17 protein-coding genes are annotated in these 14,784 nt (G+C 62.2%); 11 read left to right on the forward strand and 6 right to left on the reverse strand.

Translation table 11 applies throughout. From position 1 onward, the window contains the following. Nucleotides 1-11: 11 nt before the first annotated feature. The 3 genes from istB to KU884_RS06530 all read left to right on the forward strand — a co-directional run bounded on the left by istB (nt 12) and on the right by KU884_RS06530 (nt 4,513). Complete coding sequence (gene istB / locus KU884_RS06520) at nt 12-767, forward strand: IS21-like element helper ATPase IstB (RefSeq protein WP_167781906.1); 756 nt, start codon at nt 12-14, stop codon at nt 765-767. Nucleotides 768-837: 70 nt separating this feature from the next. Beyond that, nucleotides 838-1,860, forward strand: a complete 1,023-nt coding sequence (locus KU884_RS06525; RefSeq protein ID WP_167781907.1) for a GGDEF domain-containing protein — start codon at nt 838-840, stop codon at nt 1,858-1,860. Between the two features lie 418 nt (nt 1,861-2,278). Further along, a complete protein-coding gene (locus KU884_RS06530) occupies nt 2,279-4,513 on the forward strand; it encodes an NADP-dependent isocitrate dehydrogenase (RefSeq protein WP_167781908.1) in 2,235 nt (744 codons plus the stop codon). Between the two features lie 81 nt (nt 4,514-4,594). On the opposite strand, the gene KU884_RS06535 is transcribed toward KU884_RS06530, so the two are convergent. Next, nucleotides 4,595-4,990, reverse strand: coding sequence for a DUF423 domain-containing protein (locus tag KU884_RS06535; RefSeq protein ID WP_167781909.1), 396 nt, complete (start codon nt 4,988-4,990; stop codon nt 4,595-4,597). 74 nt (nt 4,991-5,064) lie between these two features. Further along, nucleotides 5,065-5,454, reverse strand: a complete 390-nt coding sequence (locus tag KU884_RS06540; protein WP_167781910.1) for a PAS domain S-box protein — start codon at nt 5,452-5,454, stop codon at nt 5,065-5,067. Nucleotides 5,455-5,714: 260 nt separating this feature from the next. Between KU884_RS06540 and KU884_RS06545 the strand changes: the two genes are divergently transcribed. Further along, the gene (locus KU884_RS06545; protein ID WP_167781911.1) at nt 5,715-5,927 is read left to right on the forward strand and encodes a hypothetical protein; all 213 of its coding nucleotides are present in this window, start codon (nt 5,715-5,717) and stop codon (nt 5,925-5,927) included. A 79-nt stretch (nt 5,928-6,006) separates the two neighbouring features. Here the strand turns inward: KU884_RS06545 and KU884_RS06550 are convergent, their stop codons facing one another. The 4 genes from KU884_RS06550 to KU884_RS06565 form a co-directional block, all read right to left on the reverse strand. Continuing rightward, nucleotides 6,007-7,068, reverse strand: a complete 1,062-nt coding sequence (locus KU884_RS06550) for a linear amide C-N hydrolase (protein ID WP_167781912.1) — start codon at nt 7,066-7,068, stop codon at nt 6,007-6,009. A gap of 489 nt (nt 7,069-7,557) precedes the next feature. Continuing rightward, entirely contained in the window at nt 7,558-7,935 is a 378-nt protein-coding gene (locus KU884_RS06555) for a hypothetical protein (RefSeq protein ID WP_167781913.1), read from the reverse strand. A gap of 147 nt (nt 7,936-8,082) precedes the next feature. Then, a complete protein-coding gene (locus KU884_RS06560) occupies nt 8,083-8,568 on the reverse strand; it encodes a GNAT family N-acetyltransferase (protein WP_167781914.1) in 486 nt (161 codons plus the stop codon). A 316-nt stretch (nt 8,569-8,884) separates the two neighbouring features. Next, nucleotides 8,885-9,115 carry a hypothetical protein gene (locus tag KU884_RS06565; RefSeq protein WP_167781915.1) on the reverse strand — a complete coding sequence of 77 codons (231 nt, stop codon included), beginning with the start codon at nt 9,113-9,115 and terminating at the stop codon, nt 8,885-8,887. 513 nt (nt 9,116-9,628) lie between these two features. On the opposite strand from KU884_RS06565, the gene KU884_RS06570 reads away from it, so the two are divergent. From KU884_RS06570 to arsH, 7 genes are all read left to right on the forward strand, one after another. Then, a complete protein-coding gene (locus KU884_RS06570) occupies nt 9,629-9,964 on the forward strand; it encodes a metalloregulator ArsR/SmtB family transcription factor (protein ID WP_167781916.1) in 336 nt (111 codons plus the stop codon). Nucleotides 9,965-9,975: 11 nt separating this feature from the next. Next, complete coding sequence (gene arsC, locus KU884_RS06575; RefSeq protein ID WP_167781917.1) at nt 9,976-10,395, forward strand: arsenate reductase (thioredoxin); 420 nt, start codon at nt 9,976-9,978, stop codon at nt 10,393-10,395. Nucleotides 10,396-10,408: 13 nt separating this feature from the next. Then, nucleotides 10,409-11,521 (forward strand): ACR3 family arsenite efflux transporter, encoded by a 1,113-nt coding sequence (gene arsB / locus KU884_RS06580; protein WP_167781918.1) that lies wholly within the window; start codon nt 10,409-10,411, stop codon nt 11,519-11,521. Further along, nucleotides 11,518-11,829 carry a CC/Se motif family (seleno)protein gene (locus KU884_RS06585; protein WP_254432199.1) on the forward strand — a complete coding sequence of 104 codons (312 nt, stop codon included), beginning with the start codon at nt 11,518-11,520 and terminating at the stop codon, nt 11,827-11,829. Before arsB ends, KU884_RS06585 begins: the two co-directional genes overlap by 4 nt. Nucleotides 11,830-11,920: 91 nt before the next feature. Continuing rightward, nucleotides 11,921-12,727 carry a universal stress protein gene (locus KU884_RS06590; protein ID WP_167781919.1) on the forward strand — a complete coding sequence of 269 codons (807 nt, stop codon included), beginning with the start codon at nt 11,921-11,923 and terminating at the stop codon, nt 12,725-12,727. Beyond that, nucleotides 12,724-13,389 (forward strand): NADPH-dependent FMN reductase, encoded by a 666-nt coding sequence (locus KU884_RS06595; protein WP_254432200.1) that lies wholly within the window; start codon nt 12,724-12,726, stop codon nt 13,387-13,389. Before KU884_RS06590 ends, KU884_RS06595 begins: the two co-directional genes overlap by 4 nt. A 37-nt stretch (nt 13,390-13,426) precedes the next feature. Beyond that, nucleotides 13,427-14,131 carry an arsenical resistance protein ArsH gene (gene arsH, locus KU884_RS06600; protein ID WP_167781920.1) on the forward strand — a complete coding sequence of 235 codons (705 nt, stop codon included), beginning with the start codon at nt 13,427-13,429 and terminating at the stop codon, nt 14,129-14,131. Nucleotides 14,132-14,784 lie beyond the last annotated feature (653 nt).

The following is a 14,784-nucleotide window of genomic DNA, read 5'->3' on the forward strand; positions in this document are numbered from 1 at the left end:
AGGACACCAACATGCTCAACCATCCCACTCTCGACAAGCTCCATACCCTCAAGCTGACCGGCATGGCCGCCGCTCTGGCGGACCAGTCGGCCACCCCCGACATCACGGATCTGAGCTTCGAGGAACGCCTCGGGCTACTGGTCGACCGGGAGATGACTGAACGCGAGAACCGACGCATGAGCAGCCGCTTGCGCCGGGCCAGGCTGCGCCACAACGCCATGCTCGAGGACCTGGACTACCGCAACCCACGCGGCCTGGACAAAGGGCTGATCCAGTCACTGGCAAGCTGCCAATGGGTCAAGGAGCACCTCAATGTACTGATCACCGGCCCCACCGGGGTGGGGAAGACCTGGCTCGCCTGCGCGCTGGCGCACAAGGCCTGCCGGGAGGGCCACACCGCGCAGTACGTGCGCCTGACCCGGCTGCTACGGGAGCTAGTGATCGCCAAAGGCGATGGCCAGTACGCCAAGCTGCTGAGCAACCTCGCCAAAGTGGACGTGCTCATCCTCGATGACTGGGGACTGATGAAGCTCAGTGCCGAGAACCGGCGGGACTTGCTGGAGGTGCTGGAAGACCGCCACGGCCGCCGTTCCACCATCGCCACCAGTCAACTTCCCATCGAGGAATGGCACGGCGTCATCGGTGACCCCACCCTGGCAGACGCCATCCTGGACCGCCTCGTCCACAACGCCTACAAGATCACCCTCAGGGGTGAATCCATGCGAAAACGCCAAGCCACGTTGACGGGCACTGCGCCTTCGGAGTAAGAAGAGAAACCCCGCGTCGCTACGCTCCGATGGGTGGCAGCTTTGCCCCGGTCCGGGTGGCAGCCTTCACGTGGAATGGGTGGCAACCTTCAGCGGTTTACGCAACTCGGTCGATGAGGTGCGCGGGATCATTCAAGAGACAGGCAAAGCGCCTTTCCCGGAAACGCGGCCGACAAGCTTTGCCAGGCAACTGCACGACACGCTCGACAACATTCCGGAGGCGCTGTGCCTCCTTGACCAGCAGTGGCGCTTCACCTTCGTCAATCGGCGCTGCGAGCGCATGATCGGGCATACCCGGATGGATCTCCTCGGGCAGGTGATCTGGGAGGCGTTCCCCCAGCTTGGTCGCTCGGCACTCGTCTCTGCGTACGAGGAGGCGGTCTCGAATGAGGCCTCCCGAACGGTGGAGGTTCATCTGGCGTCCATCGGCGCGGACGTCGAGATCCGAGTCCATCCCGGTCGTCACGGCATCATGCTCTACTTCCAGGACATCACCGAGCGCAAGACAAAAGAGCGCGAAATCGAACACCTCGCTCAACACGACTCGCTCACGGGGTTACCGAACCGCTTCGCCTTGGAGCAGGTACTGGAGCAGCAGTGCCGCCGCACGAGTCCCTGGGCGTCCGGCTTCTACGCCGTTCTCTTCATCGACCTTGATGGTTTCAAGGACGTCAATGACACCTGCGGCCACGTCGAAGCCGATCACGTTCTCGTTGAAGTTGCCTGTCGGCTCCAGGAGGCGGTTCGTAACCAGGACACTGTGGTCCGCTACGGCGGTGACGAGTTCGTTGTTGTGCTCTGCGGGCTCAGCGACGATACCGACACTGCGACCGCGGAAACCGAACAAGTTGCACGCAAGCTTCAGGAAGTGATTGCGACGCCGATTGCCGCAGGCAGCAGCACCCACCGCGTTGGTGCGAGCATAGGCGCTGCCATCAGCAGACTCGGTGAGGGCGAGCCTGAGAGCCTTATCCGTGAAGCGGACGCGGCGATGTATCGAGCAAAGCGCAGGAGGGCCACAACGGGAGCCCCCCGGATCTCGCCCAGCCGCCGAACCACGGATGAGCGGGCACTTGATGCCGATCCGAAATAGTGGGGCGGCGAACTGTTAAATGACCTTGGACCCAATCAGACAACATCTACAGGGACAGGTGGCGCCGAACCCCGAAACGCTGCGTAAGCTAGCAGACTCTCCCTAAAGTAAACCGAGAGACTCCGGATTACTGGCTCAGGTAGCGCCAGTTGGTTCGCCATCACATCAGGTGGATTTGCCACGGTAAGCGGTCGTTCGACTGAGGCCCCACGAATGACAGCTCAGGGTCGACAACGGACCCCGATACCTGACGTGACATGAAGGTTGGCTCCCGCTCACGGCATGGCGCGACGTGCACCAACGAGCCTCCGTGAAAGCCGATACGGTTCAGTCCGTTAGTATGGGACCACGGCAGCCCCATCGTATGGGATAATGGAGACATCCGTCGTCATCCGATAATCACGATGAAGGGGCTCCCATGACCGATACTGCCAGGAACACGATCTACTACACCCTTACGGATGAGGCCCCTGCGGCGGCCACCCGTTCGTTGCTACCCGTGGTCCAAACCTTCACCAGCGCCGCCGGCATCGATGTCAAACTTTCTGACGTCTCGCTGGCTGGACGCATCCTCTCCGCCTTTCCGGAGCGGCTGAAGGACGACCAGAAGGTGGAGGACGGACTGGCCTTTCTGGGCGAGCTGACCCAGGATCCGCACGCCAACATCATCAAGCTACCGAACATCAGCGCTTCCATCCCGCAGCTCACCGCTTGCATACGCGAGTTGCAGTCCCAGGGCTATGATGTGCCGAGCTACCCGGCCGAGCCCAAAAGCGATGAAGAGCAGGCCATCCACGACCGCTATGCCAAGGTGTTGGGCAGCGCGGTCAACCCGGTACTGCGCGAAGGCAACTCCGACCGTCGCGCCCCCCGGGCGGTCAAGAACTTCGTGCGTAAGCACCCGCATTCCATGGGCAGATGGAGCAAGGCCTCCCGCACCCACGCCGACTACATGCGTGGTGGTGATTTCTACTCGGCCGAGCAGTCTTTCACCATGGCTCAGGCCGGTGCGGTGCGCATCGAGTTCGTCGACAAGGCCGGCAATGTCAAGCTGAAGAAGAAGCTGGAGCTGGAGACCGGCGAGATCATCGACAGCATGCGCATGAGCGTCAAGGCGCTGCGGGCCTTCCTGGAAGACACCATGGAAGATGCCCGGGAGTCCGGCGTGATGTGGTCCCTGCACGTGAAGGCGACCATGATGAAGGTCTCTCACCCCATCGTGTTCGGCCACGCCGTCAAGGTCTACTACAAAGAGGTTTTCGAGAAGTGGGGCGACCTGTTCAAGGAACTGGGCGTGAACCCCAACGACGGCCTCAGCAGCGTCTACGAGAAGATCGAAAGCCTGCCGCGTTCCCAGCAGGAAGAGATCCACCGGGACATCCTTGCCAGCTACGAGCACCGCCCGGAAATGGCCATGGTGGATTCCTACAAGGGCATCACCAACCTGCACATGCCCAGTGACGTGATCGTGGACGCCTCCATGCCGGCCATGATCCGCAACGGCGGCAAGATGTGGGGGCCGGACGGCAAGTCGAAGGACTGCAAGGCAGTTATGCCGGAGAGCACGTACTCCAAGATCTACCAGGAGATGATTAACTTCTGCAAAACCAATGGCGCCTTCGACCCCACGACCATGGGCTCCGTGCCCAACGTGGGCCTGATGGCGAAAAAAGCCGAGGAGTACGGCTCCCACGACAAGACCTTCGAGCTTGAGGCCGACGGCATCATGAGGATCGTCGATCACAAGGGCGACGTGCTGATGCAGCACGAGGTGGAGAAGGGAGACATCTGGCGCGCCTGCCAGACCAAGGACGTCGCCGTTCGTGACTGGGTCAAACTGGCGGTGGACCGTGCCCGCGAGTCTGACACCCCGGCCATCTTCTGGCTGGATCGCAACCGCCCCCACGACATCGAGCTCATCAAGAAGGTCAACTGCTATCTGCAGGAGCACGACCTGAGCGGCCTGGACATTCGTATCCAGACCTATGAGGAGGCCATCCGCCGCTCCATGGAGCGCATGATCCGCGGCCGCGACACCATCTCGGTCACCGGCAACGTTCTGCGTGACTATCTGACGGATCTGTTCCCCATCATGGAGCTGGGCACATCGGCCAAGATGCTCTCCATCATCCCCCTGCTCGAGGGCGGCGGCATGTACGAGACCGGCGCCGGTGGCTCCGCGCCCAAGCACGTGCAACAGCTCCAGGAAGAGAACCACCTGCGCTGGGATTCGCTGGGCGAGTTCCTGTCTCTGGCGGTTTCGCTGGATGACCTGGGGATGAAGCAGGACAACCCCCGCGCCCGTGTGCTGGCTGAGTGCCTGGATCAGGCGACGGAAAGGCTGCTGGAGAATGAGAAGTCACCGTCCCGCAAGACCGGGGAACTGGACAATCGCGGTAGCCACTACTTCCTGGCCCTGTACTGGGCGGAAGCGGTTGCCGCTCAGACCGATGACCAGAAACTGGCGGACCACCTGGGGTCGGTGGCCAAGGAGCTGAAAGACAATGCCGAGCAGATCCTCGAGGAGTTGAGCGTGGTCCAGGGCAGTCCGGCGGACCTGGGCGGCTACTACCACCCTTCCCCCGAGGCCGCCGACAAGGTCATGCGGCCCAGCCAGACGCTGAACGGGATACTGGCGAAGGCGATGGGCTAACACGAGCCGTCAGCTGAAGCCATTTGCAGCTCGCTCAGCGTCGCCGCTGGATTCGCCATTACCAGCGAAACCAGCTCCGCCTCAGGTACGAACATCTGAGCCGGCCCGAAACCCGGCCCCAATCAGCACCGCCCAGGCGAGCATCAGAGTCACACCTCCGAGTGGTGTCAGGTAGGTGAGCGCCTGCACACCGGTTAGGGCAGCGCCGTAGATACTGAAGCTGAACAACACGGTTCCGGCCACGAACAGCCAGCCTGCCACACGCAGCAGAGGTTGAACCCGATGCCGCCCCAGAGCGATGAGAGCCAATCCAAGCGCAGAAACGATCAGCGCGCCCACCTGGTGATAGCGGATCGCCGTCATCACCCAACGAAACACTTCGTCATCGACCCGCGCCTGCAGAAGATGCTCGGCAGAGGCCCCGACCACCACCGACAGCAGGCCAAGCAGGGCGCCGGCAATCAATACAGGATTCATGCACCAACCTCCGGCTGTTCGCGTCGACCCAATAATGGTGCTGGTCGCACTGGCCGTAGCACCGAGTCAGGGCCTCAACGGTCGCCAGCCTCGCGCTGAACGGCGAGGTAGTAGGTCGCCTCTCCGTCAGTGATAACCGGAGTCACCTTCCATTCGATATCGAAAGCGGTGCCGTCCTTGCGGTAATTGACCGTCTGACCGTGAAAGGTGCGACCGTTCCTGAGGTCCTCGGCAAGCCGGTCAATCACGTTCCTTTCTGTCTCCGGCCCTTGCAGAAGGCCCGGCGTCTTTCCGATCACGTCGTCAGCTTGATAGCCCGTGAGCTCGGTGAACCGCTCATTGACATAGACAATCTCCGATCCGCCGTGGGTGTCGGTGGCGCGGCTGACCATCACCGAGTCAAAGGCCAGTTCGGCGCCGGCCTTGAAAAGGGGTGAAGCAAGCGGATTGTTCTGTTCTTTCATAACAATACCCATTGGGTTGTGGCTGTCGATGCCAGCCGTAGGGGGTGTCATCCGGTTATGGGGGCAGGTTTATGTCACAAACGTAAAAGTATTGTATAGCAGTTTTCCGAGCAAGAGAACGACTGTATCCATTGTGTTCGTGGGAGCGCCTCGCCGGTTTCTCTGACACCGGTGAACAGGATCAATCGATTCTGACAAGCGGGAAGAATACACTGCTCCGCGAACGGTCTGGCAGCCGGGAACGCCCGAGGAGGATACACATGGTGGCAGTCGCACGCTTCGGTCTGCAGGCGGAGCCCGCTCAGTGGATATTCGTGGGCGACCCGGTCATGGGCGGCCAGTCCACGGGGGCCGTGGAGCCGCTGGACCCCTCGTGCATCGCGTCGCTCAGTCTGTTCATCTCCGGCAAGCAGGCCGGGCTATTTGCGTTGGTTCTGTACGGGATCGACGCCTGTACGCGCTCTGGGACGTAATCTGCATGGCCGGATCTCCGGGCATCCACGGCAGACGGCCCGTTGGCCAACAGCCAACAAGTCCTTCCGCCGAGGTCTATCAATCAGCCGGCTGAAAAGTGAAAGCCGTGGCAGCCTCGAACTTGCTGGAGACCTCGCCGGACAGCACGCGCTCCATGTCGAGACCCAGGTCGAGCTTTCGCACCTCGGCACCTTCCGATAAATCGAGCTTGTCGAGCTCGACCTGGAACACGCTCGGTGAGATCACGGACTCCACGTAGTAGCGCCGGTCCTTGTGGTCGGCCACCACCCGCCAGCGCGTGGTGGAGAGGTTCGGCTGGTCGGCGATGGAAATGCCCCAAGGCACTGACGTATGCCGGATGACGCTGAAGACGGAGGCAGCGGCGGTGCGCGGGTCAGGACTCTGGACCACCGAGTTGACGTAGAAGTGGGCCCGAACGAACCGGTCTGAGGCGCGCACGGTCCCGGGCAGGAATTCGCGAGGGTTGACGGCTTGCCAGTATTCGAGGACCGCCAACTGGCGCTCGAAAGTCGGCTCGTTGGTCATGACCTGATAGGCGCGGTCGTGCCAGATCACCATCTCACCATCAACGAACTCAATGATGGCGCTGTCACCGGTGGCATCAGACAGGGACAGATGCACCGTCGCTGAGCGTCCGGGCGGGCCGACTGGTACCTCGCCTGTTGCCACCTGCACCGGGTTCTCACGCAAGTCGGTCACGGCCTCTTCAACCGTGGCGAAGCGATCAAGCAGGTATTGCGGAAACACGGAGAGTGAAACCCGCGGGGTCACTCCGTCATCTTCAGGATACGTCGCTTCGACTTCCCACAACAAATTCACGACCAGGCCGGGCTCGTTCATGCCGTCGGCAGTGGCCATGTCATAACCGCTGATGATCACGCTGCCATGGGTGGCGGTCCATCCGGCCGAGCGCGGTCCGGCAGCACCGTCGCGCTCCATCCCGCGCGGGAAAGCCCACATGTTGCTGACCATGGGCAGCTTCCAGTCCATGCTGCGCCCCGTCAGAACGCGGTCTTCGGGGCCGAGATGCACAACGCGTGTGCACGCGCTCGCGGCATCAGCGGTCACCAAGCCTACCGCAAGGCAGGCAATATTCAGTGAATGGAGAAGGTAGCGCATCGCCGGTTTTCTCTCTGTGTCACGTTCTCACGCCCTCGGGGGCGCATCGTGGCTCCATCGCGCAAAAGCGGTGGCGCCGTCCACTAGCTGTGTCCTCCGGATCAAAGCCTGCGCCGAGGTAACGACATTTGGTTAGGCAGCCGGCGATGTACGGAAAACCGAATGACCGCTTCCTCCATTTATAGACCAGGACGGGTCGCAAAGCTGCGCCGAGAGGGCAGAGCACCCACTAGCGAGGGTGTCCTTCAGTCCTTACATGATGGATCCTCGGACCCCCTCATATATTGCGTTGCCCCCTTTCGTGATTGTGACTGTCATCGACCTTTCCTTGTCTTGACGGCTCTCAGCGCCGCAGACCCGACTCACGTGCCCACGCACCTGTGCCAAAGCGAGCTTTTAGCGCCTCACCCTGAAGGTCTACTGTCATCATTGCGGGTGTGCAATTGCTTCCACCTGAACCAGGCAAAATCAGCCCTCTGCACGCGCTTTTTAAGTCGCGTTATGCGGCAGCTGGGCGTTCGGAGGCCCTTGTTCGTTCAGGTGAAAGTGATGAAGGAGCCTGTGGATGATCGGCAAGATCAGAATACCTAGAAACGCGGCGAACACTAAGCCGCTGTAGAAGCCGAACAGCCCGACAAAAAACCGCCCGCCTGACGTCTCTGGTAGATCGAGTGGACCTAAGCCACCGAGCATCAGAACCGCGTTCGCAAATGCCTGGTCCCAATCGTGCCCTCCGAGAACCCCGAATCCGATCACCCCCGGCCCCAAGGAAATCAGCAACACCGCGATAGCCCCTATGAGATGCCTACCAAGCCGTCTGAGAAACTCTCGTGTCGGCAACAGAGGCTGGTGTTTTCTCTCGTACATGCTCGTATACCCCTGCAGTCTCAGAATGAAGCGGCTCCGCTTCCACGGGACGTCTTGTTCGTTGATCGCAACGCAAAGGAAGGCCCCAGTGTCAGCGAACGACCAAGATGGAATGTGTCGAGGTGGTAATGTTTCTTTCTGCGGTTCTTAGGCTGCACATTCCACATTTTTTCGATATTGAAGAGCGTCTTCCCCGGAAAAGCTGTCAGTTATTTCTCTTGGGAAATTGGAGATATTCCTATAAGCGATTTTCATGGATGCTGTGTTCGATGAAGAAACCACGGCTTCCAAGAAGAATCGTCGGATTGGGGTGCCGGACAGGGTGCGCTTAAGCTCATCGATCCCCTTGGCCAAGATGGTCGCGCCTAGACCAGCGTTACGATATTCTTCTCGCACGGCGTAACCGACTTGGAAGCAGGGTACGTTGTCCACCATCTCCGTAAACGCGAAAACCGAGATCGCAACGACTTGCCTATGCTTCAAAAAAACGTAGGTGAATCTTGGTGTACCACCGGGTTCGTCATCGATGAAGCCTAATTCTTTATGGATGCTGCAAGGACTGAGAGTGACGACGCCTGCGTCCAGAGCCTCTTGGAGCTTTGAGAGGGTGTCCATTGGATCAGCCATTGGCATGTCAGTCGTCCTCGAATGTTCGGCAATGGCCTGTGCCGCCGAATAGCGAGTTCCCAGCCGACGGGCTGCAGATCACTGTCACTAACTACGAGCTTAGCGTCTCCACCATAGAGCTGCGCGTGTTGATAGCTTTGGCGGGGGCAGGGAAGGGTTCTACGCCCTTCCCATGGAGTGCCATTTAAGACGTTGGAGTGGGGCGGGTGTCGTGAATGGTTCCTGAAGCAGACTCTCGCACACCTCTGGCCAACGATGGCTCAGAGTCGAACTTGGCACCGGTAAGTGGTCACGTGGGCCGGGCCTTGGGCACTGCGAGCCGTCAAGACAAGGTTAGATCAATGACGGCCACGATCACCAATGCGGCGGCGGCAGGCCAGGGACTTCGTAGCACAACGCCGAACAGTACCAGAGGGATGAGGACGGTCAGCGCAGCCAGAGTGTGGGGCAGCTCCGCGACACCCGTGGCAGCCATGATCCATACGTAAAAGGCGCCCAAGCCACCGAGGAGGAGTCCGAACCAGACATTACGGCTGCGAATTCGTGCTGACATGGCAACCTCCACGTCCTGTTGGCCGACGGATGCGAGCTGGCGGTCACAAGGCTCCATGTCCAGTCGCTCCGGCGTTCGATCTACTGGTCTATGTGCCGCATGAGATCGACCAGAGCTTCGTCAGGCCAGACGTCGCTCCTAGCGACTCTCTCATGTGGCGTCTTACTCTTCGCCATGTGTAAACGCCGCACCCCGTCAGTGGTCAGTCAGTGAGGTACTGGATGTCTTTGCAGTGCAGATGTACAGCTACTGTATCGATATTGTCAGGAAAAGCAAATAAATGCACCAGTCTTGATCTGGGAGCACGGGGCGTGATCGGTGGGGCGCTCGCCGGGTGGGCTGCCGTCCACGCGCTTCGCAAGGCCCCGGGGAGCGCCGTCTGCTGTCCAATGAAAAGATGGCCGAAAACTTTGCCGCTGGTGCCGCAGCATGGACTGGAAAACGCGGTCGTATTGTTTTCCTCGCATTCACGCAGTACTCTCACACTGAACAATGACATGCGAATATCCAGATATGCGTGATCCAGAGACCTTCTTCCGCGCCCTCTCCGATGCCACGCGGTTGCGCTGCCTGTTGCTGCTGCTGGCAGAGGAGCAGTTGTGCGTGTGCGAGTTCGTGCATGCGTTGGATCTCTCGCAGCCACGGGTGTCGCGACATCTGGGGCATCTGCGGGATCTCGGCATCGTGACCGATGAGCGGCGCGGGCAGTGGGTGCACTACAGCCTGAGTCCGGACCTACCAGTGTGGGCTCTGGAGGTGCTGGAGGCCGCATTCCAGGCCGAGGCGCTGAGTGACGTGCGCCAGCGTCTGGCCGGCATGCCGAACCGGCCGTCCATCAGCTGCAACTGAATGGAGAGGGCATGAACATCCTGTTCCTGTGTACGGGCAACTCCTGTCGTTCCCAGATGGCGGAGGGCTTCGCCCGCAGCCTCGCGGCGGGCAGCGTCGAAGTCGAATCCGCGGGTATCGAAGCCCACGGCAAGAACCCGCGGGCCATCGCGGCCATGCAGGAGGTCGGTGTCGACATCTCGGCGCAGGAATCCACGCGGCTGACCGACGCCATGCTGGAGCGGGCGGACCTGGTGGTCACCGTCTGCGGCCATGCCGATGAACATTGCCCGCTGCTGCCACCGGGAACCCGGAAGCTGCACTGGCCGTTGGAGGATCCCGCCCGGGCCACCGGGACGGAGGAGGAGATCCGCACGGAGTTCCGCCGTATCCGTGACGAGATTCAGGAGCGGATGACGGAGTTGATGGAACTCGCAAGCCACGACCATTGAGAGCTGATCTTTTATGAGCCAACCGCAGTCCACGACCAGCCGAGCTGACGACGCCCCGGACATCCGCGAGGGCATGGGCGTGTTCGAGCGTTACCTGTCCGTGTGGGTGGCGCTGGCCATCGCCGTCGGCGTAGCGGTGGGGCAGTTCGCACCGGTTGTCCCGGACACCCTGGCCCGGTTCGAATACGCCCAGGTCTCCATTCCGGTGGCCATACTCATCTGGGCGATGATCTTCCCCATGATGGTCCAGATCGATTTCTCGTCGATTCTGGGCGTGCGCCGTCAGCCCAGGGGGCTGGTGATCACCACCACGGTGAACTGGTTGATCAAGCCGTTCACCATGTTCGCGATCGCCTGGTTCTTCCTGATTATCCTGTTCGAGCCGCTCATTCCCGGCGGGCTGGCGCGGGAATACCTGGCGGGCGCGATTCTTCTGGGGGCGGCGCCATGCACGGCCATGGTGTTCGTGTGGAGCTACCTGACGCGGGGTGATGCCGCCTACACCCTGGTACAGGTGTCGTTGAACGACATAATCATGCTGTTTGCCTTCGCGCCCATCGTCATGTTCCTGCTGGGGATCTCCGACATCATCGTGCCCTGGGAGACCATGGCGTTGTCGGTGTTCCTGTACATCGTGATCCCCCTGACCGCCGGTTACCTCACCCGGGTGACGCTGATCCGGCGCCGGGGCATCGAGTGGTTCGACAACGTCTTTATGAAGCGGCTGGCTCCGGTGACGCCCATCGGCCTGATTCTCACCCTGGTGCTGCTGTTCGCCTTCCAGGGCGAAGTGATCCTGAACAATCCGCTGCACATCGCCTTGATCGCCATCCCGCTGATCATCCAGACGTTCCTGATCTTCTTCATCGCCTACGGCTGGGCGAAGGCATGGCGGGTGCCCCATAACGTGGCCGCACCGGGTGCGATGATCGGCGCCAGCAACTTCTTCGAGCTGGCCGTGGCCGCTGCCATCGCCCTGTTCGGCGTGCACTCCGGTGCGGCGCTCGCCACCGTCGTGGGCGTGCTGGTTGAGGTGCCGCTGATGCTGCTGCTGGTGAAGATCGCCAACCGCACACGGCACCGATTCCCGGCTCCGGCCGAGGCTCAGCCCGCTGGCGGCACATGATGGCGACGGGGCCACGCGTTCACCTGGATGCCGAGGCCGCCTCCTGGCTGGCAGCTCGGGGTGGTGTCGTGACCCTGCGGCCGTCGCCGCGCCACGGGTGTTGCGGCGGCACGGCACTGCTGCCGGTGGCGGAAGCACGAACCCCGGAGCAGCCGGAGGGCTGGCTATTGCAGGAGGTGGACGGCATCCGCATCTATATTGATCCCGCCATGGCCGCGCATCCTGGCGTTCTGACCATCCGCGTCGAGGGCTTCCTGCGCTGGCGGCGGCTGTTCGTTGAGGGGGCAGGCCTGAATGCAGGGCACTGACAGCCAATCGCAGCGGAAGCCCCGCCCATCGGTTCGCGGGGGCGTCCAGTAACACGAATTGGCTCGTGAGACGGGCCAGGGAGCAAGGACCATGCTGAACCACGCTGTAGTTGGCGTTGATTTTTCCAGCGGCTGGGACGCAGTGCAGAACGCGCTGCCGTCGGTGACCGAGTGCCTCGGTGTCCGGCGTCTGACCTTGGTGTACGTGCTGGAGACCGGGTATCCCGCAGCACCTGAACTGGACCATGAAGACCACTACCGCGACCGGCTGCAAGCCCTTGCCGAACCGTTGCGCGAGCAGGGGTTGGAGGTGGACGTGGTCGTGGTGATCGGTCGTCCCGCAGTGGCGCTAAACGATGCGGCTCGCGATGTCGGCGCGGATTGTGTCGTTCTCGGCTCAAGAGGCCATTCGGCCTGGCGTGATTTCTTCCTTGGCAGCACGGTGATGGATGCTGCCCGCATGGCGGCACTGCCACTGGTGATTGTCCCCGTGGACGGTGCCATGGGGGCGGATGGCCCGATACTGCTGGCGACGGACGGCTCGGCCAATGCCTCCGCGGCCGAGAATGCATTCCTGGACCTCGTGCTGCAGGGCCGGCGAGGGCACGCGCTCCACGCGGGCCCGCAGGCGAACGGCGCGAGTGCCCGCGCCGTGGAGGCGGAGCAGGCGGATCTGCGCCTGGAAGCGATGGCTGCGGCTGGTGTCACGACCCACCATGTGGACGCCGATCCCCGCGAGGCCATTGCCCGCATGGCCCGGGACGAGAAAGCGTCGCTGATTGTCGTGGGGAAACGCGGCCACAATCCACTGGCCGAGTTGCTCCTGGGCAGTACCGCGGAGGCAGTCTGCCGCCACTCGGGAGTGCCGGTTCTGCTGGTGCCTGCGGAGGAACCATGACCCTGAACATACTTGTTTTCGTTGGCTCGACCCGGGACAGCACGCCACCGCGCCCGGCACGTCTGGGCTTGCGGGTGGGCCGCGCATGCGCCGGCAGGCTCGGGCAGCTGGGCCACGATGTCATGCTCATCGATCCGCTGGAGGTGGAGCTGCCAACCACGTTCAAGCCGCACTTCGCATACCCCCAGGGGCGCGCCCCCCAGCGGATGGAGGAGCTTGCCGAACGCATCGATGCCGCCGATGCCTACGTGATGGTCAGCCCGGAGTACAACCACTCCATGAGCCCGGCGCTGGCGCACCTGCTGAACCACTTCGGCAGCTCCCTGTTCGCGTTCAAGCCCAGCGCCATCGTCACGTACTCCGCCGGGCAATGGGGCGGTGCCCGTGCGGCGGTGGCCATGCGGACGTTTCTCGCCGAGCTGGGTTGCCTGCCGGTCTCGGCCATGATTCATGTGCCCAAAGCGCAGGAGGCGTTCGACGAGGACGGCGGATTCAATGCGGCGGTGGATGCATCCGGCTGGACCAGCTACCTGGACAGGACGCTTCTGCAATTGGACTGGTGGGCAACCGCCGCCCGTGATGGCCGCCAGCGGCGCGATCCCGAAACGCTTACCCCGGCCTTCAGAACCGATCCCTCGGAGCGTAATGCGCCGTCGGACTGACACCGCACTAAGCTGAACCGCCCGCAAGGAACTCCCCATGAACGAGCAGTTGCCGAACATCGACTCCCGGTATCTTGACCGCCCCACCCTGGATCGGCTGGTGGACGCGCCGCGTTCAGCGCATGCCCCCCGAATCCTGTTGCTCTACGGTTCTCTGCGGGAGCGCTCCTACAGCCGGTTGCTGGCAGAGGAAGCGGGTCGGATTCTCGAGGAGTTCGGGGCCGAGACGCGCTTCTTCGATCCGTCGGGTCTGCCCCTTCCGGATGACGCACCGGCGGATCATCCCAAGGTGGTCGAACTGCGCAAGCTCTCCGAGTGGTCGGAAGGGCAGGTGTGGTCGAGCCCGGAACGCCACGGCAACATGACCGGCATCATGAAGGCGCAGATCGACTGGCTACCGCTGGCCTACGGGGGCATCCGCCCCACCCAGGGACGCACCCTGGCGCTGATGCAGGTCAACGCCGGCTCGCAGTCTTTCAACGCCGTAAACAACATGCGGATCCTCGGTCGCTGGATGCGCATGCTCACCATCCCGAACCAGTCGTCTGTGCCCAAGGCCTACGAGGAGTTCGATGAGCAGGGCCGCATGTACCCCTCGGCCCTCTATAATCGCGTCGTGGACGTCATGGAGGAGCTGATGAAGTTCACCCTGCTCACCCGCGATATCAGCGACTACCTGGTGGACCGCTACAGTGAACGCCTGGCCGACGACCGCCCGGTCGAGGCCGCCGCGGAGGCGTAGGGCGGACCTTCAGGAGCGCCAGGCGAAGCCTGGTCGCTTGGGATTGGTGGCATGGAGGCGGCCATGAAATTGCGAGAGGGACCCAGCGGGCCGTTGAGCCCGCCCGGTAGAGGTTGGCCACCAGCCGGAAGCGAGTCTTGCGCTGCAGTGGGTAACTGCTGTGGTGAAGCGTAGACAGCGAGTGTCCAGGCTGCGTGATTGAGCCCCGAAATCCGCGACATTGTGGGTGCCGACGGTGTCTGAAGACCGGAAGGCAGTAACGCTGCACTGTAGAGGCCTGGTGTGGTGTGCCCGCCGGGGTCCGAGAGCGGGGCATGGGCACATTGGGGTCCCCCAGGAACCTGGGAGGGCCTGTCGTCTCCGCCTAAGAAGTAGACGGTGCGGGCGACCGCTGATCCGCAGTCCGGGCCAGTGGTGGGAGCGTCCTCCTGCTGCTGGAGCGAAGGCTGAGGGCGCTGCGGCGGTATGGTGCTGCGAGGACAGCCAGAGCGGTGCCAGACGGGCGGCAGGCAGTCGGAGTCTCCCATAGTACCGGAGCAGCCGGGGAACGCGCCCCAGCGGACCCGGTGAAGGGGAAGGGGAGACCGTGTGAGTGGAGCTGTTGGAGGGACCGATGGCGGAGGCATTGGACTCTGATCTCATCTCAACGCGAT

The organism is Aquisalimonas sp. 2447 (genome assembly GCF_012044895.1).
Lineage (GTDB): Bacteria > Pseudomonadota > Gammaproteobacteria > Nitrococcales > Aquisalimonadaceae > Aquisalimonas.